This is a genomic window from Flavobacteriales bacterium (genome assembly GCA_016715895.1).
In the GTDB taxonomy this organism is placed as follows: Bacteria; Bacteroidota; Bacteroidia; order Flavobacteriales_F; family PHOS-HE28; genus PHOS-HE28.
Window position 1 is genome coordinate 1,019,673 of sequence record JADJXH010000003.1, and the last position, 17,525, is coordinate 1,037,197.

16 protein-coding genes are annotated in these 17,525 nt (G+C 66.1%); 12 read left to right on the top strand and 4 right to left on the bottom strand.

From position 1 onward, the window contains the following. Positions 1-2: 2 nt before the first annotated feature. Positions 3-1,178, top strand: coding sequence for a prolipoprotein diacylglyceryl transferase (locus tag IPM49_04735; GenBank protein ID MBK9273832.1), 1,176 nt, complete (start codon positions 3-5; stop codon positions 1,176-1,178). Next, complete coding sequence (locus IPM49_04740) at positions 1,156-1,953, top strand: inositol monophosphatase (protein MBK9273833.1); 798 nt, start codon at positions 1,156-1,158, stop codon at positions 1,951-1,953. Before IPM49_04735 ends, IPM49_04740 begins: the two co-directional genes overlap by 23 nt. Here the strand turns inward: IPM49_04740 and IPM49_04745 are convergent. After that, positions 1,950-3,395, bottom strand: coding sequence for a sodium:solute symporter (locus IPM49_04745; GenBank protein ID MBK9273834.1), 1,446 nt, complete (start codon positions 3,393-3,395; stop codon positions 1,950-1,952). The two genes, IPM49_04740 and IPM49_04745, sit on opposite strands and share 4 nt — an antisense overlap. Before the next feature lie 143 nt (positions 3,396-3,538). On the opposite strand from IPM49_04745, the gene IPM49_04750 reads away from it, so the two are divergent. The 10 genes from IPM49_04750 to IPM49_04795 all read left to right on the top strand — a co-directional run bounded on the left by IPM49_04750 (position 3,539) and on the right by IPM49_04795 (position 14,801). Next, positions 3,539-4,384, top strand: a complete 846-nt coding sequence (locus IPM49_04750) for a hypothetical protein (protein ID MBK9273835.1) — start codon at positions 3,539-3,541, stop codon at positions 4,382-4,384. A gap of 38 nt (positions 4,385-4,422) precedes the next feature. After that, on the top strand, positions 4,423-5,040 hold the full coding sequence (recR, locus tag IPM49_04755; protein MBK9273836.1) for a recombination protein RecR: 618 nt from the start codon (positions 4,423-4,425) through the stop codon (positions 5,038-5,040). A 34-nt stretch (positions 5,041-5,074) separates the two neighbouring features. Next, positions 5,075-6,991, top strand: coding sequence for a glycosyltransferase (locus IPM49_04760; GenBank protein ID MBK9273837.1), 1,917 nt, complete (start codon positions 5,075-5,077; stop codon positions 6,989-6,991). A 46-nt stretch (positions 6,992-7,037) separates the two neighbouring features. Continuing rightward, positions 7,038-8,357 (top strand): 2-oxo acid dehydrogenase subunit E2, encoded by a 1,320-nt coding sequence (locus IPM49_04765; protein MBK9273838.1) that lies wholly within the window; start codon positions 7,038-7,040, stop codon positions 8,355-8,357. Between the two features lie 70 nt (positions 8,358-8,427). Further along, positions 8,428-10,611 carry a PD40 domain-containing protein gene (locus IPM49_04770; protein ID MBK9273839.1) on the top strand — a complete coding sequence of 728 codons (2,184 nt, stop codon included), beginning with the start codon at positions 8,428-8,430 and terminating at the stop codon, positions 10,609-10,611. 71 nt (positions 10,612-10,682) lie between these two features. Continuing rightward, complete coding sequence (locus IPM49_04775; GenBank protein ID MBK9273840.1) at positions 10,683-11,459, top strand: 3'-5' exonuclease; 777 nt, start codon at positions 10,683-10,685, stop codon at positions 11,457-11,459. Between the two features lie 41 nt (positions 11,460-11,500). Further along, positions 11,501-12,115 (top strand): fumarylacetoacetate hydrolase family protein, encoded by a 615-nt coding sequence (locus IPM49_04780; protein MBK9273841.1) that lies wholly within the window; start codon positions 11,501-11,503, stop codon positions 12,113-12,115. 68 nt (positions 12,116-12,183) lie between these two features. Beyond that, positions 12,184-13,029 carry a 3-deoxy-8-phosphooctulonate synthase gene (kdsA, locus tag IPM49_04785; protein ID MBK9273842.1) on the top strand — a complete coding sequence of 282 codons (846 nt, stop codon included), beginning with the start codon at positions 12,184-12,186 and terminating at the stop codon, positions 13,027-13,029. Positions 13,030-13,077: 48 nt separating this feature from the next. Then, positions 13,078-14,100, top strand: coding sequence for a CBS domain-containing protein (locus IPM49_04790; GenBank protein MBK9273843.1), 1,023 nt, complete (start codon positions 13,078-13,080; stop codon positions 14,098-14,100). A 23-nt stretch (positions 14,101-14,123) separates the two neighbouring features. Then, positions 14,124-14,801: a phosphatase gene (locus IPM49_04795; protein ID MBK9273844.1), complete on the top strand. Its 678-nt coding sequence runs from the start codon at positions 14,124-14,126 to the stop codon at positions 14,799-14,801. Here IPM49_04795 and IPM49_04800 read toward each other — a convergent pair whose 3' ends face one another. Genes IPM49_04800 through IPM49_04810 form a run of 3 tightly spaced genes read right to left on the bottom strand, consistent with a single transcriptional unit; the run spans position 14,802 to position 17,517 of the window. Next, a complete protein-coding gene (locus IPM49_04800) occupies positions 14,802-15,260 on the bottom strand; it encodes a DUF2141 domain-containing protein (protein MBK9273845.1) in 459 nt (152 codons plus the stop codon). It abuts the gene before it with no gap. Beyond that, entirely contained in the window at positions 15,251-15,856 is a 606-nt protein-coding gene (locus IPM49_04805) for a leucyl/phenylalanyl-tRNA--protein transferase (protein MBK9273846.1), read from the bottom strand. The genes IPM49_04800 and IPM49_04805 overlap by 10 nt, the downstream gene beginning before the upstream one ends. After that, positions 15,853-17,517, bottom strand: coding sequence for a S8 family serine peptidase (locus IPM49_04810; GenBank protein MBK9273847.1), 1,665 nt, complete (start codon positions 17,515-17,517; stop codon positions 15,853-15,855). The genes IPM49_04805 and IPM49_04810 overlap by 4 nt, the downstream gene beginning before the upstream one ends. Positions 17,518-17,525: the final 8 nt, after the last annotated feature.

Genomic DNA, 17,525 nt, shown 5'->3' on the forward strand with positions numbered 1-17,525 from the left:
TCATGTATCCCACCCTGTATCACGCACTGCTGGACCTGACGGGGATCGACCTGCCGTTCCTGAAGTTCCTGAACAGCTTCGGGTTCTTCGTGGCGGTGGCCTTCGTGGTGGCCAACCGGCTGCTCACTGCGGAATTGCGACGCAAGGCGACCGCGGGCCTCTTGAAACCCTCCACCCGCACGGTCACCATCGGCCTTCCGGCAAGCCCGGGCGAACTGGCCGTGCAGGCCTTGCTGGGCTTCGTTCTTGGCTGGAAGGGGCTGTACCTGGTGATGCACGGTGCGGAGGCCACGGCGGACACCAAGGCCTTTCTCTTCAGCGGAACGGGCAGCGTGGTGGGCGGCGTTCTGGGGGCCCTCGTCCTGGCGGGCCTGGTCTGGTGGGAGAAACGCAAGCAGCGGCTTGAAAAGCCCCGCACGGAGACGGTCGTCATCGCACCGGCGGAGCACGCGGGCGCCATCACCATGACGGCGGCGTTGTGGGGCGTGATCGGGGCCAAGCTCTTCCACTGGCTGGAGAACCCTGACGAGCTGGCGGCCTTCCTCCGCGACCCCGGCGGTACGGACCTGTTCACGGGCCTCACCATGTACGGTGGGCTCATCATGGCCGGCGCGATGGTGATGCGCTACTTCAGGCGCCACGGCATGCCGGCCTTGGCCGGCGCGGACGCGGCCGCACCCGGCGTCATGCTGGCCTACGCCATCGGCCGCATCGGCTGCCAGGTGAGCGGCGACGGCGACTGGGGCATCGTGAACACCACCTTTCTGGGCCCGGGCCCGCGGTGGTTGTGGCAGTACGATTATCCGAACAACGTCAACGGCATCGGCATCCCGCTCACGGACGGTCGCCCGTGCTTCGAGGGCTATTGCACGGCACTGCCGGAGACCGTGTTCCCTACTCCGCTTTACGAGACCCTGGCCTGCGCGCTGCTGTTCGCGGTGTTGTGGGCGTTGCGCACGCGGCTGCGTCCGTTGGGCGCCATCTTCTTTCTCTTCCTCCTGCTGAACGGCCTGGAACGCTTCTGGATCGAGAAGATCCGCGTGAACGTGGTGCTCTTCGGCGACACCACGCAGGCCGAGCTCATCGCCGCGCTGCTGATGCTCGCCGGGGCCGCGGGCCTGTGGATGGTGTACCGGAGGCCGAACCCTGCGAACGATGGATCTTCAACAGCTCACTGAACAGGTGGCGGCGCTCAGCGCCGAAGTGGCCGCCTTCATCCGTGATGAGGCGGGCAAGCTCACCGAGGCCGGTGTGTCCACCAAGAGCGCGAACAACCTGGTGACCCATGTGGACCACACCGCCGAGGACCGGCTCGTGGAGGCGTTGGAACGGCTGCTTCCCGACGCGGGCTTCATCGCCGAGGAGGGCAGCGGCGAGCAGCGCGAACGCTTCAACTGGGTGATCGATCCGCTGGACGGCACCACGAACTTCGTGCACGGGGTGCCCTGCTACTGCATCAGCATCGCCCTCGTCGACGGCACGGAGCCCCTGCTGGGCGTGGTGCATGAGGTGACGCGCGACGAACGCTTCACCGCCTGGAAGAACGGAGGTGCGTGGTTGAACGGGCAGCGCATCCGCGTAAGCGACCGGAAGCAGCTGCAGGAGAGCCTGCTGGCCACGGGATTCCCGTATGACGACTTCGTCTACGAGGCGGAGTACATGGACCTGCTGCGCGAGCTGATGCACCGCACGCGCGGCATCCGCCGCTTGGGCAGCGCTGCGGCCGACCTGGCGTACGTGGCCTGTGGGCGCTTCGAGGCCTTCTACGAGTACGGGCTCAACAGCTGGGATGTGGCGGCCGGCGTGCTGCTGGTGCGCGAGGCGGGCGGCCGGGTGAGCGGCTTCCTTCCCAGCAAGGACCCGGTGTTCGACGAGGAGATCGTGGCCAGCAACAGCGCCATCCACGACGAACTGCTGGAGGTGATCGAGCGGAACTGGCAGCGCCAGGATTAGGCCGGGGCCTTCCGGCTCATCAGGCCGAGCCCCACCATGGTCAGTGCCGCCACGACCAGCAGCACCTCGAAGCCCATCTTGTAGCCGAAGAGCAGGGTCTCCGAGTGGGCGCGGATGAAGTAGGTAATCACGGGCGCGGCGAGGCACACCCAGGGCACCCAGCGCTCCTGCGGGCGCCCTTTGAAGAAGAGGCCGTACGCGAAAAGCCCCAGCAGCGGGCCGTAGGTGAAGCCGGCGATGTCGAACAGGGTCTTGATCACCGTGGGCGTGGCCAGCCAGTGGAAGTACAGGATGCAGGCCATGAAGAGCGCCGCCATGCCGAGGTGCACCCGCTGGCGGACCTGCTTCTGTCGGGCCTCATCCCACCCCCGGTCGCGGATGCCGATGAGGTCGATGCAGGTGCTGGCCGTGAGCGCGGTGAGGGCCCCATCGGCGCTGGGGAAGAGCGCACTGATGAGCCCGATGATGAAGAACAGGCCTAGCCATGCCGGGAAGTGTTGCAGGGCCAGGGTGGGGAACACATCGTCGGACCGCTCGGGCAGCGCGATGCCGGCCTGGTCCGCGTGGAGGTAGAGCAGGGCGCCCAGGAGCAGGAACAGCAGGTTCACCCCGAGCAGGATCACACTGAACACCCGCATGTTCTTCCTGCTGCCTTCCACCGTGGCCACGCTCAGGTTCTTCTGCATCATCTCCTGGTCCAGACCGGTCATGGCGATGGTGATGAACATGCCCGCGAGGACCTGCTTGAGCAGGAAGCTGTCGCTGCGCCAGTCCAGGTCCAGGATGCGCGACATGCCGCTGTCGGCCAGCATCGGCCTCCAGGTGACCATGCCCGGCATGGTGATGATGTAAAGGATGGTACCCACCAGCGCACCGAGCATGAAGAGGGTCTGCAGGGTGTCCGTCCACACAATGGTCTTCACGCCGCCTTTGAGCGTGTAGAGCACGATCATGGCCATCACCACGGCGGCGGTGAGCTCGAAGGGCACGCCCATGGCATCGAGCACGAAGAGCTGCAGCACGTTGAGCACCACGAAGATCCGGATGGTGGCCCCGGCCAGGCGGCTGAGGATGAAGAACGAGGCGCCGGTGCGGTAGCTCGTCATGCCGAAGCGCTCGCGCAGGTAGCCATAGATGCTGGTGAGGCCCATCCGGTAGTACAGCGGCAGCAGCACCCCCGCCACGATCCAGTAGCCGATGGCGAAACCCACCACCAGCTGGAAATAGGTCCAGCTCTTGGCCTCCACGTACCCGGGCACACTGATGAAGGTGACCCCGCTGAGGCTGGTGCCGATCATGCCGAAGGCCACCACGTACCAGAGGCTCTTGCGCTCACCGCTGTAGAACGCGTGCTCGCCCCCGCCCCGGCTGGTCCACCAGGCTATGCCGAGCAGGAGCAGGAAGTACGCCAGCACCAGGGACAGCAACCAGGCCGCGCTCATGCCGCGAAGCAAGGTCCCCCGGGCAGCGGGCCGCATGGCGGCCGTGCTCAGTTGTCCCCGTCCCTTTGTTGGCATCCGGTCACCCCGCCCGATCGGCAGACCCGGTCGATCGGCATACCTTACCCTGACCAACCCACACACGCATGCACCGGAACGCCACCCTTCTTCTCGTGCTTGGCCTGAGCGTGAACGCCGTGGCGCAATGCCCGGACAGCACGGCCATCGTCTTCAGCAGCGACTTCGAGTCGGGCGACGGGGGGCTCGTCGCGAGCGGATACCCCGACTGGGAGCACGGCCTCATCGGCACCCAACTGCTGGACAGCAGCTGCACCACCACGTTCAACAACACCATCGGTGCGCACAGCGGGCAGCTCGGCTGGGGTACGGTGCTGCGCGACTGTTACGCCAACAGCGGTGACACGAGCGTCCTCGCCCTCACGGTCGACCTCAGCGACCCGGCCTACACGGGGGCCGAACTGCGGTTCTGGCACTGGTGGGAGGTGTTCACCAACTTCGACTTCACCTTCATCCGCGTGAACGGGCAGCAGGTCTACCTGAACAACAGCCAGCAGTTCAGCCAGGTGTGGCTGCAACAGACGATCGACCTGACGCCCTTCCTGGGCCTGAGCACGGTGGACATCACCTTCCACCTCTTCGCCACCACGGTGGTGAACAAGGCCGGCTGGTACCTGGACGACATGGAGGTGACCGCCTGCCTGCCCTCCAGCGGCACGAGCGCCCTGGAGGAGCGGGATGGTGGGGGCCTGTGGGTATGGCCGAACCCGGCCGAGGGGCTGTTGCAGGTGCGCAGCACCGCGCCCCGTGCGCAGGGTTGGCGGCTGCTGGACGTCAGCGGGCGCGAGGTGCGTCAAGGCGGCTTCAGCGGTGCGGGTACCTGGACCATTCCCACCGAAGGGCTGACCGGACCGCACATGCTGGAGGTGAGGTCCGATGACCGGATCCGGCGCCACCGGGTGATCCTCCGTTGAGTGCGGAGCCCCGAGGCCGGGCCGTTACCTTTGAACGCGTGAGCACATCGTCCGCTCTGCTGGAGAACGCTGTTGACCAATTGGCCACCCTTCCCGGCATCGGTCGGCGCACGGCCATGCGGATGGCGCTGGACCTGTTGCGCCGTGATGTGGCCGCCGTGCAGCGCTTCAGCGAGGCCGTGCGCCGCCTGCGCGAGGATGTGCGCTATTGCGGCGAGTGCTGCAACATCAGCGACCAGCCGATCTGCGGCATCTGCGCATCACCCACGCGCGACCGGGGCCTGGTGTGCGTGGTGGAGGACATCCGCGATGTGGTGGCGATCGAGAACACGCATCAGTTCAAGGGCCTATACCACGTGCTCGGCGGGGTGATCAGCCCCATGGACGGTGTGGGGCCTGACGACCTGCAGATCGCCCGGTTGCTGGACCGGGTGGATGGCGGCTCGGTGCGCGAGGTGGTGCTCGCCCTTGGGGCCACCCTGGAAGGCGACACCACCTGCTTCTACCTGAACCGACGCCTGCAGGAACGCGGTGTATCGGTGAGCCAGATCGCCCGGGGGATCAGCGTGGGGGGCGACCTGGAGCACGTGGACGAACTCACCCTGGGCCGCAGCATCATGGACCGGAAGCCCTACGAGCAAGGCGTGAAGCGATGACGACATCCCGCCATCGGGATGTGCCCATGAGCACATGAAACTCAGTGTCATCATCGTCAACTACAACGTCCGGGCCTACCTGGAGCAGTGCCTGCGCGCGGTGTTCGCCGCGATGGAGGGCGTGCCCGGGGAGGTGTTCGTGGTGGACAACCAGAGCACCGACGGCAGTGTGGAGATGGTGCGCGAACGCTTCCCGCAGGTGCGGCTGCTCGCCAACACCGGGAACGTGGGCTTCAGCCGGGCCAACAACCAGGCCATCCGGGAGGCCAGGGGCGACCACATCCTGCTGCTGAACCCGGACACCATCGTGGGCGAGGATGTGTTCCGCACCGTAGTGGCTTACATGGATGCCGACCCCAAGGTGGGCGGCGTGGGTGTGAAGATGATCGATGGCACGGGACGATTCCTGCCCGAGAGCAAGCGCGGGCTGCCGACACCGGCGGTGGCCTTCTACAAGATCATCGGCCTGGCCCGTCTCTTCCCGAAGAGCAGCGTGTTCGGGCGCTACCATCTGGGGCATCTGCCGGAGGACCGCGCCGCCCGGATCGAGATCCTTTCCGGAGCGTGCATGTTCCTGCGCAAACGCACCCTCGACGAGGTCGGCTTGCTGGACGAGAGCTTCTTCATGTACGGGGAGGACATCGACCTCAGTTACCGCATCACGCTGGGGGGCTACGAGAACCACTACGTCCCTCAGGCGCGCATCCTGCATTACAAGGGCGAGAGCACCAAGAAGAGCAGCGTGAATTACGTCTTCGTGTTCTACAACGCCATGGCCATCTTCGCCCGCAAGCACTTCACGCGCAAGGGGCCTGACCTCTTCAGTGCCCTGATCCGCGGGGCCATCTATCTCAGCGCTGCGGGCGCCCTGTTCAGCCGCTTCTTCCACCGCGCGCTGCTGCCGCTGCTGGACGCCCTGGCCATGGCCGCATTGTTGCTGCTTGTGGGCCCGCACGTGGGCGTGGTGCAATGGGCCGATGGAGCCCCCCGCCACCTGCTCCCCTTCCTGTCCGCCGCCCTCACCTGCCTGGCCCTCTTCGGTGCGTACGACAGGCCCATCCGGCTCGGTCACGCCGTGAAGGGCGCCGCCGCCGCCACCCTGCTGATGGCCGCCTGGTGGAGCTGGCGCATGCAGGCCTGGCCGGGCAGCTGGGCCCTGCTCACCTGCCTGGGGCTGATGACCGGCACGGCCTTCGCCATCCGGGGCCTGCTGCACATGCTGCGGGTGAAGGGATACGCGTTGCGACCGAGCCATCGGCTGCGCATCGCGGCCATCGGTTCCCCCGAGCGGGCCAGACAGGCGCTCGACCTCCTGTGGCAGACCCACTTCGGGCTTGGCCGCCAGCTGGTGGAGCCGCCGGAGGTGCTGCAACGAACGGACCGCACGGCCGAGCTGTGCCGCAGCCTCCGAGACCAGCGCTACGACGAGGTGGTGCTCTGCGCCGGCGACCTGAGCTGGGCCGCGGTGATCGATGCGCTTGAACGGTTGCGCACCAGCGGGGCCGCCTTCAAGATCGCGCAGCCGGACGGACAGGCGATCATCAGCCCCAACAGCATCGAGAGCCTGCAGGATCTGCTGGTGCTGGAGGCGCACGCGGTGAACAGCCCCGCCGCGCGGCGCACCAAGCGGATCATGGACGTCACCGTCGCGGTCCTGCTGGCGCTCACCCTTCCCATCAACCTGTGGTTCGTGCGCCAACGCCGGGGCTTCCTGGACAACCTGTGGCAGGTGCTGCTCGGCCGGCGCACCTGGGTGAGCTACCACCATCGGCCGCCACGGACCATGAAGCTGCCCCACCTGCGCCGCGGCGTCATCGATCCGGTGCGCGCCCTGGGCCTGCCCGCCGACGGCCTCCTCGTGGACCGCCTCAACCTCATGTATGCCAAGGACTACCGCGTCTGGGACGACCTGCGGTACATCCGGCGGGGCTTCGCACTGATGGGCTCCTAGGGCCCGCGCACGTCGGTGTCCGGTGGTTACTTTTGGCCCCGACGCGATGGCCCAGAACGAGATCCTCCTGCCCAAGATGGGCGAAAGCGTGGCCGAGGCCACGATCATCAAGTGGCTCAAGAACGAAGGCGACCGTGTGGCCGCCGATGAGCCCATCGTGGAGATCGCCACCGACAAGGTGGACAGCGAGGTGCCCGCGCCGCACGACGGGGTGCTGGTGAAACGCCTGGTGGGCGAAGGGGATGTGGTGAAGGTGGGCCAGCCCATCGCCGCGATCAGCTCCGGCGCCGGCGCGCCTGCAGCAGCGCCTTCGAGCGCGGCATCGACCGCCGCCCCCGCCAGCAACGGAAGCCCGGCGGCCAGCGCCACACCCCGGCCTGTTGGTGCCGCCGTCACCCGCACCGGTCCCAGCGGCAAGTTCTACAGCCCCCTGGTGCGCACCATCGCCGAGCAGGAAGGGGTGAGCATGGCCGAGTTGGAAGCCATCGCCGGCTCCGGAGAAGGTGGCCGGGTGACCAAGAAGGACCTGCTGGACTACCTGCCCACGCGCGGTGCCGCTCCTGCCCCCGCCCCTGCCACTGCTTCTGCTCCTGCCCCTGCTCCTGCCCCGGCGCCGGCCGCCGCTTCGGCGCCCGCCCCCAAGCTCACCCCTGCCCCGGGCGACGAGCTGATCGAGATGGACCGCATGCGCAAGCTGATCGCCGATCACATGGTGATGAGCAAGCGCACGAGCCCCCACGTCACCAGCTTCGTGGAGGCCGACGTGACGAACCTTGTGCTCTGGCGCGATCGGGTGAAGAACGCCTTCGAAAAGCGCGAGGGCGAGAAGCTGACGTTCACGCCGATCTTCATCATGGCCATCGCGCAGGCCATCAAGGAGATGCCGATGATCAACATCCAGGTCGACGGCCATACGATCATCCGCAAGCGCGACATCAACATCGGCATGGCGGCGGCGCTGCCCACGGGCAACCTCATCGTGCCGGTGATCAAGAACGCCGACCAGCTCAACCTGGTGGGCCTGGCCCGGAAGGTGAACGACCTGGCCCGGCGCGCACGGGAGAACAAGCTGCAGCCCGACGAGATCAGCGGCGGCACGTACACCGTCACCAACGTGGGCACCTTCGGCAATGTGCTGGGCACGCCGGTGATCAACCAGCCGCAGGTGGCGATCATGGCCACCGGCGCGATCAGGAAGAAACCGGCGGTCCTGGAGACCCCGGCCGGGGATGTGATCGCCGTGCGCCACATGATGTTCCTGAGCCACAGCTACGACCACCGCGTGGTGGACGGCGCGCTGGGGGGCCGCTTCGTTCGACGCGTGGCGGACATTCTGGAAGCGTGGTCACTGGACCAGGACATCTGAACCGATCCCCGCTGGGGAAAATGGCTACATTTCGCAGCCCTCGATCAGGGCCTGAACCATTCGTACCGCAATGAAGCACGGCTACGCGCTCCTTCTCTCCTCCACACTGCTCGTCCCCATGGACGGCGCCTTCGCCCAGGGCGAGAGCACCACGTTCACCTGGAAGTTCGAGGAGGGCAACAAGCTCATGGAGGAGAAGCTCTACAACCAGTCGGCCGAGATCTGGGACCAGCTGGTGCAGGAGCAACCGGACAACGCCAACCTGAACTACAAGCTGGGGTACTGCTATTTCCATTCGTACAACCAGAAGCACAAAGCCCTGCCCTATCTGGAGAAGGCGGCCGCCCAGCGCAGTTCCGGCTACGGGGGGTTCAACACGGCCGGCTACGATCCCTTCGACGTTCGGGAGAAGAACGCGCCCGTGGAGGTGGATTACTATCTGGGACGCGCGTACCACCTGAACGGGGAGTACGACAAAGCCGACCAGTCCTACCAGAAGTTCCTTGATGGCGCGGACAAGGCGCACGAGCTCTATCCCATGGCGACACGCGGCAAGGAGCAGACGGCCAATGCCCGCAAGCTCGTCGCCGACCCCAAGCCGTACCAGATCAGCAATGTGGGCAAGGTGGTGAACCAGGATCACCCCGACTTCAGCCCCGTGCTGAGCGTGGACGGCAACGCGCTCTTCTTCACCAGCCGACGTGTGCGTCCGGACAGCTCCAACAGCGGCGTCATCGATCCGGTGGCCGGCCTGCCGTTCGAGAACATCTATGTGAGCTACAAGGACCGCGAGGGCAACTGGCAGGCACCCGAACTGCTCAACATCAACCCGCCCGAAGGAGGTCATCTGGCCAGCGTGAACGTATCCGCCGATGGACAGACCCTCTTCATCTACCGGGACGACGGAGGTGATGGCAACCTCTACGAAAGCCGGCTTGTGGGCGAATTGTGGAGCGATCCCGTGCTCATCGGCAGTGACGTGAACACCAAGAGCTGGGAGACCCATGCCGCGATCACGGCCGACGGGAACACCCTCTACTTCGTGAGCGACCGCAAGGGCGGCGCAGGTGGTCGTGACATCTACCGCGTGGTGAAGCTGCCCACCGGTGAATGGAGCAAGGCCCAAAGCATCGGCAATGTGGTGAACACGCCATATGACGAGGATGCCGTGTTCATCCACCCCAATGGCCGCACCATGTTCTTCGCTTCCAAGGGCCACAACAGCATGGGTGGCTTCGACATCTTCACCACCGAGATGCAGGAGGACGGCACGTGGACCCCTCCGGTGAACATCGGGGTGCCCCTCAACACGGTGGACGATGACGTCTTCTTCGTGACCACCGCCGACGGCCGGCGCGGTTACTTCAGCTCCGACAAGATCGGCGGGTATGGCGAGAAGGACATCTACTTCGTCGACCTTCCCGAGGAGATGGAATCCGAGGGCCTCACGGTGCTCAAGGGATTCATCATCCCCCCGCCGGGCACCACCCTGCCGCCGAGCACCATCCTGTACGTCACCGACAAGGCCACTGGCGAGGTGAAGACCTACAAACCGCGGCAGCGTGACGGCGTGTATGTGGTGATCCTGCCGCCGTGCAAGGAGTACAACCTGGATTACCGGGTGGACGACAAGACGATCCATACGGAGGACATCTATGTCGAGTGCGAGACCGCCTATCAGGAGATCAACAAGGAGATCTACCTGAACCCGGTGAGCATCACCGGACCGGCGAGCATTGTGGACCTGCCCAAGGGCGCTCCTCCGGGCAGCAAGGAGAAGGGTGAACCCGCCACGACCGGTGGGAAGGCCAAACCTGAGGAGTACCTGACCGATGCCCAGTTGAAGGAGAAGGGCAAGACCCACACGATGCCCGACGCCAGCTACGCGGCCGAGTATGCCAAGTACTACGAGTACAACAAAAAGGACATCGATCAGGCCGAGACGGATTGGAAGGGCTTCATCGACACCGTGGTGGGCCTGATCGACAAGAACGGCAAGGCCACCATCGTCATCGAGGCCAGCGCCTCGAAGGTGCCCACCCGGACCTTCGGCACCAACGAGAACCTGAGCCGCCAGCGGATGGACGATGCCCGCAAGCGCCTCATCGAGGCGGTGCAGGCCCGCGGCAAGAACGCCGACGTCATCTACATCGAGGCCATCAACTCCCTGGTGCAGGGCCCGGCCTACAAGGGCGATTACATCAACACCGAGAAGTACGGCAAGTTCCAGTATGTCAAGCTGAAGACGCGCTGATCCCTGCCGCTGTGGACAACTTGAAAGCCCTCCGGACCTCCGGGGGGCTTTTTCATGGCCAACTTGCGGACATGCGGCTGCACCTTCAACGGCCACTCGCCTTCTTCGACCTGGAGACCACCGGAACCCGCATCGGTCAGGACCGGATCGTGCAGGTCGGCATCGTGCGCATGACCCCCGACGGGAGCAGGCAGCCGTGGCAGAGCCTGGTGAACCCTGGCATGCCCATCCCTCCGGAGGCCAGCGCCATCCACGGCATCACGGACGCCATGGTGGCCGATGCGCCGCCGCTGGGGGCCTTGGCGGATGAGGTGCTGGCGGCCCTGGAGGGTTGCGACCTGGCCGGTTTCAACGTCATCCGCTTCGATGTGCCCTTCCTGGCCGAGGAACTGCATCGCGTGGGCCATGCGTGGGACACCTCCGCCCTGCGTATCGTGGATGTGCAGCGCATCTTCCACCGGATGGAGCCCCGCGACCTGAGCGCGGCGCTGCGCTTTTACTGCGGCCGGGAGCACGGTGGCGCACACGATGCCCTGGCCGATGTGGAGGCTACGGCCGATGTGCTGCTCGCCCAGTTGGAGCGGTACGGCGACCTTCCTGCCGACGTGGACCAGCTCGGCGAGTTCAGCGGAGACCGCCAGCGCAGCCCCGATGCGGCCGGCAAGCTGGCCTTCGACCAGAACGGCCAGATCTGCCTCACCTTCGGCAAGTACCGGGGATGGCCCCTGGAGTCAATCGGCCGCAACGACCCCGGCTACATGCAATGGCTGATGACCAAGGCCGAACTGCCCGGCAGCACCCTGGCGGTGATGCGCAAGGCCTTGGAGGACCTCAACAGCGTGGGCTGACCGGCCACGAAGACCCGTTCAACACGCCAACCACCACGCTCATGAAGTGCATCTGCATCGGCCGCAACTACGGTGACCACGCCCGCGAGCTGGGGAACGCCCCTCCCGAAGAGCCGGTCTTCTTCCTGAAGCCCTTCACGGCCATCGCCCACCCCGGCAGGCCCCTGAAGCTCCCCACCCACCTGGGCACCATCCACCACGAACTGGAGCTGGTGTGCGTGCTGGACGGCTACGCCAAGGACATCCCGGCGGCCATGGCGCCGGGCATGATCAGCGCCTACACCCTGGGCCTGGACCTGACCGCGCGCGACATCCAGAACGACCTGAAGGCCAAGGGGCTGCCCTGGGAGAAGGCCAAGGCGTTCGACGACAGTGCGGTGATCGGGGACGTGCACCTGCCCATGACCAGCGCCACCGACCTGCAGAGCTTTCAGATCGAGCTGCTCCGCAACGGCACCCTGGTGCAGCGTGGCCGAACGCGGGACATGCTCTTCCCGGTGCATGAACTGATCGCCTACGTGTCGCGCTTCATCACCTTGGAACCGGGCGACCTGCTCTTCACGGGCACACCGGCCGGTGTGGGCCCCATCGCCGTGGGCGACACCCTGGAGGGCATCCTGGACGGCAAACGCATGCTGCGCGTCACCGTGGAGTAAGGCCGGACGGCTCGAAGCGCCGGGCTACCTTTGCCCGCCGGCCGGTCGAGCGGTCGGTCCCTGTGCTCATGACCAAGATCGTCCACGTCGGCAACATCGCCTGCGGCTCCGACCAGCTCTTCCTCATCTCCGGTCCCTGCGTGATCGAGACCGAGGACGTGATGCTGCGCACCGCCGAGAAGCTCAAGGAGGTGAGCGAGCGCCTGAAGCTGCCCGTGATCTACAAGAGCAGCTTCACCAAGGACAACCGCAGCAGTGTGGACTTCTACCAGGGCCCCGGCTTGGAGGAAGGGCTGAAGGTGCTCGCCCGCATCAAGAAGGACTTCGGCTTCCCGATCCTCACGGACATCCACTACCCCAGCCAGGCCAAGCCCGCCGCCGAGGTGGTGGACGTGCTGCAGATCCCGGCCTACTTGGTGATGCAGACCACCTTGGTCACCGAGGCTGCGAAGACCGGCGCGGTGATCAACTTGAAGCACGCGCAGTTCCTGGCGCCGGACAACATGATCAAGCCGGCCGAGAAGTGCGTGAGCGTGGGGAATGACAAGATCATCCTCACCGAGCGCGGCTACACCTTCGGCTACAACGACCTGATCGTGGACCCCCGCGCGTTCTACCACATGCGCAGGACGGGCTACCCCGTGGTGTTCGACATCACGCACAGCATCCGCAAGTACGGCATCCCCAGCGCCGACCCGCGCGGCGGCAACCGCGACGTGATGCCCACCATCGCCCGCGCCGGCGTGGCCGCTGGTGTGGACGGCGTGTTCATCGAGACCCATCCCGATCCCAGCACCGCCGAGTGCGACGCCGCCAGCCAGCTCTGCGTGTACGACCTGGAGGAATTCATCAAGCCCCTGCTCGATCTTCACGCCGTGGAGGTGAAGCACCGCAACGTCACTGTAACCCCATAGATTAAAGTACGGGCGACTATATGGTCGCCCCAACACACTCCGCATTCCATGGAACTCTACCTCGACAGCGCCGACATCAAGGAGATCGATGAAGCCTTCAAGCTCGGCTTCCTCACCGGCCTCACCACCACGCCCACCTTCATGCACCGGGGCGGGGTCACGAACATCGACAAGATGATCCTCGACCTCGCCAAGAAGGTCCCCATCCTGCAGGTGGAGGCCCTGGGCGAGACCGCCGAGGAAGTGGTGAAGGAGGCCAAGCGCCAGCTGAAGATGGGCCTGAAGAAGGAGACCACCGTCTTCAAGATCCCTGTGAGCCTGGAGGGCCTGCGCGCGTGCAAGATGCTGCGCAACGAGGGCATCATGGTGAACGTGCACCTGGTGTACACCATCCAGCAGGCCTACATGGCCATGCAGGCGGGTGCCACCTACGTGTGCCCGCTCGTCGGCCGCCTTCAGGACCAGGGCCACGACGCCCTCGCCCTCGTGGAGCAGTGCGTGCGTGCCGTGAACTACTACGGCTACGACACCAAGATCATGTTCAGCAGCGTGCGCACCGTGGAGCACGTGCGCAATGCCGTGGAGCTCGGGGTGCACACGATCACCGTGCCCTGGAAGCTGATGAAGCAGCTCACCGACAACCATTTCACGGCCATTGGCACCAAGCAGTTCTACGTGGACACGCGCCTAATCACCATGAAGGTGAAGGACGTGCTCTCGCGCAGCAACCCCATCGTGAAGGACAGCGCCACCGTGAGCGAGGCCCTGGTGGAGATGACCAAGCATGGCTTCGGTGCCGTGATGGTGGTTGACGGCAAGGGCAAGAACGTGGGCGTCTTCACCGACGGTGGTCTACGCCGCGGCATCGAGAAGGAGGGCAACAAGTTCCTAGCGAAGAAACTGAGCACGCTGAAGTTCAACGCGCCCTTCACCATCAGCCCGGAGGCCCTGCTCGACGAGGCCCAGAAGGCCTTCAAGGAGCACAAGGTGGACACGCTGAGCGTGAGCGAGAACGGCAAGCAGCTCGGCATGCTCGACATCCAGGACCTGATGAAGGCGATCGCGGGGTGACCGAGGCCACACACCAGCACCCCATGGACCGTGACCCTTTTCTGGAACTGGGCACGGAAGTCCTGCTAGGGCAACCGGAAATGGTGGAGCGCCTCGCTGCCGTGCGCGCAGTGCTGTTCGACTGGGACGGCGTCTTCAATGACGGCTGGAAAGACCTTGAAGGTGGCAGCCCCTTCAGCGAGGTGGGCAGCATGGGCGTGAACCTGCTGCGCTTCGGGCTGTGGTTGCAGAACAAGGAACAGCTCCCCTTCGCTGCCGTCATCACCGGACAGCACAACCCCCATGCGGAAAGGTTCGCGCAGCGGGAGAAGCTGCACGCGCTCTACATGGGCTTCATCGACAAGCGAGAGGCCTTCGATGCCTTCCTGAAAAAACACCGGTTGCGCGACGAGGAAGTCGCCTTCTTCTTTGACGATGCTATAGACCTAGCGGTTGCAGCCCGGTGCGGACTTCGGATCCTGATGCGGGGCCAGGCCGGCGAGTTCTTCGTGAAGCACGCGGTGACCAGCGGATGCGCAGATGTGATCACGGCCCTTAGCGGCGGACAGAATGGTCTGCGCGAAGCAACCGACGCACTGCTGACCCTCATGGGACGCTACGGTGAGGCCATCGACAACAGGGCCGGCTACTCGGAGACCTACCAGCGCTACCTCAGCGAACGTCAGGCGGTGGCGCCGGAGATCGTGCGCAACGCGCGATGATCAGGGCGCAGGACGTGCGGGCGGCTTTCCCCGCAACCTGAACCGTATGGTGGTCCCCTCCGGAGGCACGGTCACGGAGGCCTTCTCGAACAGGACAGCGGAGGGTTTGCCCAGCACGTCGTTGCTGAAGCCGATCGGCTCCCCCGGCAGACCTTGGGCGCCTTTGTCCAGCGCATCATTGCCGTTGAGGTCGAGGAAGGCCTTGGCCGCATATCGCCCGGCCGGCAGGTCGGCGAAGCGCACCGTGGTCACCGGCCGCACGGCCTCCACCTTGCGCTGCAAGCAGCCCTTGTCCGTGGCGAACGACACCGCGTCCGGGCACACGGCCACCATCAGTGCGCCATCCCCCTGTGCCGGAAGGGTCACCTCCACCACCAGGCCGCCCTGCGCCATCGACCGGACCAACCCAAGGCAGGCCATCACCATGAACAGGGCGCGGGGCGAGGGGATCAGAAGCATGCGGGGACCTGCTTGGCGGCGGCAAGCATACGCAAGAACCTTGCCCGGGGCACCTCCACCGCACCCAGGCTGGCCGTGAAGGGGTTCAGGTATTGGGAGTCGAACAGCGTGAACCCCGCGCTGCGCAGGTGTTCCGCCAGGGCGTGGAAGGCCACCTTCCCCGCGTTGGGCACGCGATGGAACATGCTCTCTCCGAAGAACGCGCCGCCCAAGGCGACCCCGTAGATGCCGCCGACCAGTTGGCGCCTGCCGGGTCCGTCAGCGGACCAGACCTCCACGCTGTGGGCATGCCCGGCCCGGTGCAACTGGACGTAAGTGGCCTGGATCCGCGCGTCGATCCAGGTCTCCGGACGCTCGGCGCAGGCCTCCACCACGGCCGGGAACGCTACGTCGCGCGTGATGTGGAGGTCCATCTGGCGCATGGCCCGTGCGAGACGTGCGTTGGGTCTCACCGTTCCGAGGTCGAACACGGCTCGGGGATCGGGATCGTGCCAGTAGAGCTCCCCATCGGCATGCGCCATCGGGAACCGGCCTTCGCCGTACGCCTCCAACAGAGTGTGCACCGGGATCACCGGCACTTCCCGGGAACGGCTCATGGCCGCACCTTGACCACGGTGCGTTCCACCAGCGGACCACCGAGGTCGGCGCGCAGGTGATACAGCCCGTCCGGCAGGCCGGCCAGCTGCGGATCGGCGAGGGTGAGCTGGCGATAGGTGCCCGGCTCAACGGGCTCGGACAGGCGCCAGACCAGCCGCCCGAGCGCATCGAAGAGCTCCAGCTGCAGCAGGTCGGCCTCCCCGGTGAACAGCGCCAGGGTGAACCCGTCGCTGAAGGGCATCGGGAAGACCTGCAGGACGGCCTCATGCCGCAGGCCGGTGAGGTCCTCACCCTCCAGCAGCAGGTGAGCCCGCCACAGATCGGGGATGCCGTACCCGACATCGCTGTCCGGACGCAGGGCGTGCGATGCGCTGCGCCGAATGACGTCGGTGATCTCCGCCGCGGACCGGTCGGGATGGAGCTGCCACAGGCAGCACGCAAGCCCGGCCACGATCGGTCCGCTGAAGGAGGTGCCGTTGATGCGCGCCAGTGAAGTGCCGTCCACATCGAGGCCGGTGGCCTCCCAGCCCACCGCACACACATCGGGCTTCACCCGGCCGTCCGCCGAGGGACCATGCCCACTGAAGGGTGCGCTCTGGCGCTCAAGACCCACGGCCCCCACGGCGAGGATGCCCTCGGCGTCGGCGGGCGGGCTGATGCGGTACCACGCGCTCTGGCCGCTGTTGCCCGCGCTGTTCACCACCACCATGCCCTTGCGGGCGGCGATGCCGGCGGCGATGCTGATGCGGGTGGTCCGGCCGTCGAGGTCGGTCACGCTGTGGTCCTGCGTGCTGTCATCGAAGGTGGTGTAGCCCAGGGAGGTGTTCAGCACATCGCAGCCCAGGCTGTCCAGCAGTTCGGCCCCGCGCACCCAGTGGTCCTCCTCCACGATGAACTCGCTGTCCGCATCCTCCGTGCGCACCAGCGCCACATCCACGTCCGGGGCCACGCCCAGGAACCGTCCGGGCAGGCGACCCGCGATGACCGACAGCACGCTGCGCCCGTGCCAGTGATCAGCGTACACATCGCCGTCGGCCTGCACGAGATCGGCGGTGAGGACGATGCCGTTGCGTTCGCGCAGCGCGGAGAAGGCGGCCAGTTGGTCCACGCGATCGAACCCGCTGTCCAGCACACCCAGCAGCATGCCCTCCCCCGTGGCGCCGGCGCGGTGCAGCAGGTGTCCGTTGAGCATGCTGAGCTGCCGGAAGCCCTGGCCGTAGGTGGCCTCGTCGGCCGCATCCACGCTGTTCTTCAGAAGCACCGGGAACTTGGAGGGAGTGCCCACGTGATGCGGCCGGCCATCATGCACGCACCGCATGGCCCGCACGAATGGCAACCGGTCGAGCGTGTCAAGCGCGAGCGTGTCGGTGCTGCGGATGGTGGCGCTGTTCTGCCAACGGCTTGTGCCAAGCACCTGCAGGTCGCCCGCCTGCCGCAGGGCGGCCACGAAGGCCGGGTCCACCGGCAGGTCGAGGGAGTCCAGCGGGATCCCTTGCCGGTCGCGGCGCTCGATCGCGCGCGCGCTGAGGAAGGTGGTCGGGGCGGAAAGGCTGTGCGGCGTGCCTCCCTTGTGCGTGAACTCGATGAGGTAGGTCGCCGGTGCCGTCTGGGCAGCGGTCTCGGGGGATGTGATCAGCAGGGCCGCCACCGACGGCACCATCCACCAAC

Bases quoted from the DNA above. Each gene is read 5' to 3' on its own strand.
- IPM49_04735 (MBK9273832.1), top strand. From the start codon at position 3: ATGTATCCCACCCTGTATCACGCACTGCTGGACCTGACGGGGATCGAC.
- IPM49_04740 (MBK9273833.1), top strand. From the start codon at position 1,156: ATGGATCTTCAACAGCTCACTGAACAGGTGGCGGCGCTCAGCGCCGAA.
- IPM49_04745 (MBK9273834.1), bottom strand. From the start codon at position 3,395: ATGAGCGCGGCCTGGTTGCTGTCCCTGGTGCTGGCGTACTTCCTGCTC.
- IPM49_04750 (MBK9273835.1), top strand. From the start codon at position 3,539: ATGCACCGGAACGCCACCCTTCTTCTCGTGCTTGGCCTGAGCGTGAAC.
- IPM49_04760 (MBK9273837.1), top strand. From the start codon at position 5,075: ATGAAACTCAGTGTCATCATCGTCAACTACAACGTCCGGGCCTACCTG.
- IPM49_04765 (MBK9273838.1), top strand. From the start codon at position 7,038: ATGGCCCAGAACGAGATCCTCCTGCCCAAGATGGGCGAAAGCGTGGCC.
- IPM49_04770 (MBK9273839.1), top strand. From the start codon at position 8,428: ATGAAGCACGGCTACGCGCTCCTTCTCTCCTCCACACTGCTCGTCCCC.
- IPM49_04775 (MBK9273840.1), top strand. From the start codon at position 10,683: ATGCGGCTGCACCTTCAACGGCCACTCGCCTTCTTCGACCTGGAGACC.
- IPM49_04780 (MBK9273841.1), top strand. From the start codon at position 11,501: ATGAAGTGCATCTGCATCGGCCGCAACTACGGTGACCACGCCCGCGAG.
- kdsA (MBK9273842.1), top strand. From the start codon at position 12,184: ATGACCAAGATCGTCCACGTCGGCAACATCGCCTGCGGCTCCGACCAG.
- IPM49_04790 (MBK9273843.1), top strand. From the start codon at position 13,078: ATGGAACTCTACCTCGACAGCGCCGACATCAAGGAGATCGATGAAGCC.
- IPM49_04795 (MBK9273844.1), top strand. From the start codon at position 14,124: ATGGACCGTGACCCTTTTCTGGAACTGGGCACGGAAGTCCTGCTAGGG.
- IPM49_04800 (MBK9273845.1), bottom strand. From the start codon at position 15,260: ATGCTTCTGATCCCCTCGCCCCGCGCCCTGTTCATGGTGATGGCCTGC.
- IPM49_04805 (MBK9273846.1), bottom strand. From the start codon at position 15,856: ATGAGCCGTTCCCGGGAAGTGCCGGTGATCCCGGTGCACACTCTGTTG.
- IPM49_04810 (MBK9273847.1), bottom strand. From the start codon at position 17,517: ATGGTGCCGTCGGTGGCGGCCCTGCTGATCACATCCCCCGAGACCGCT.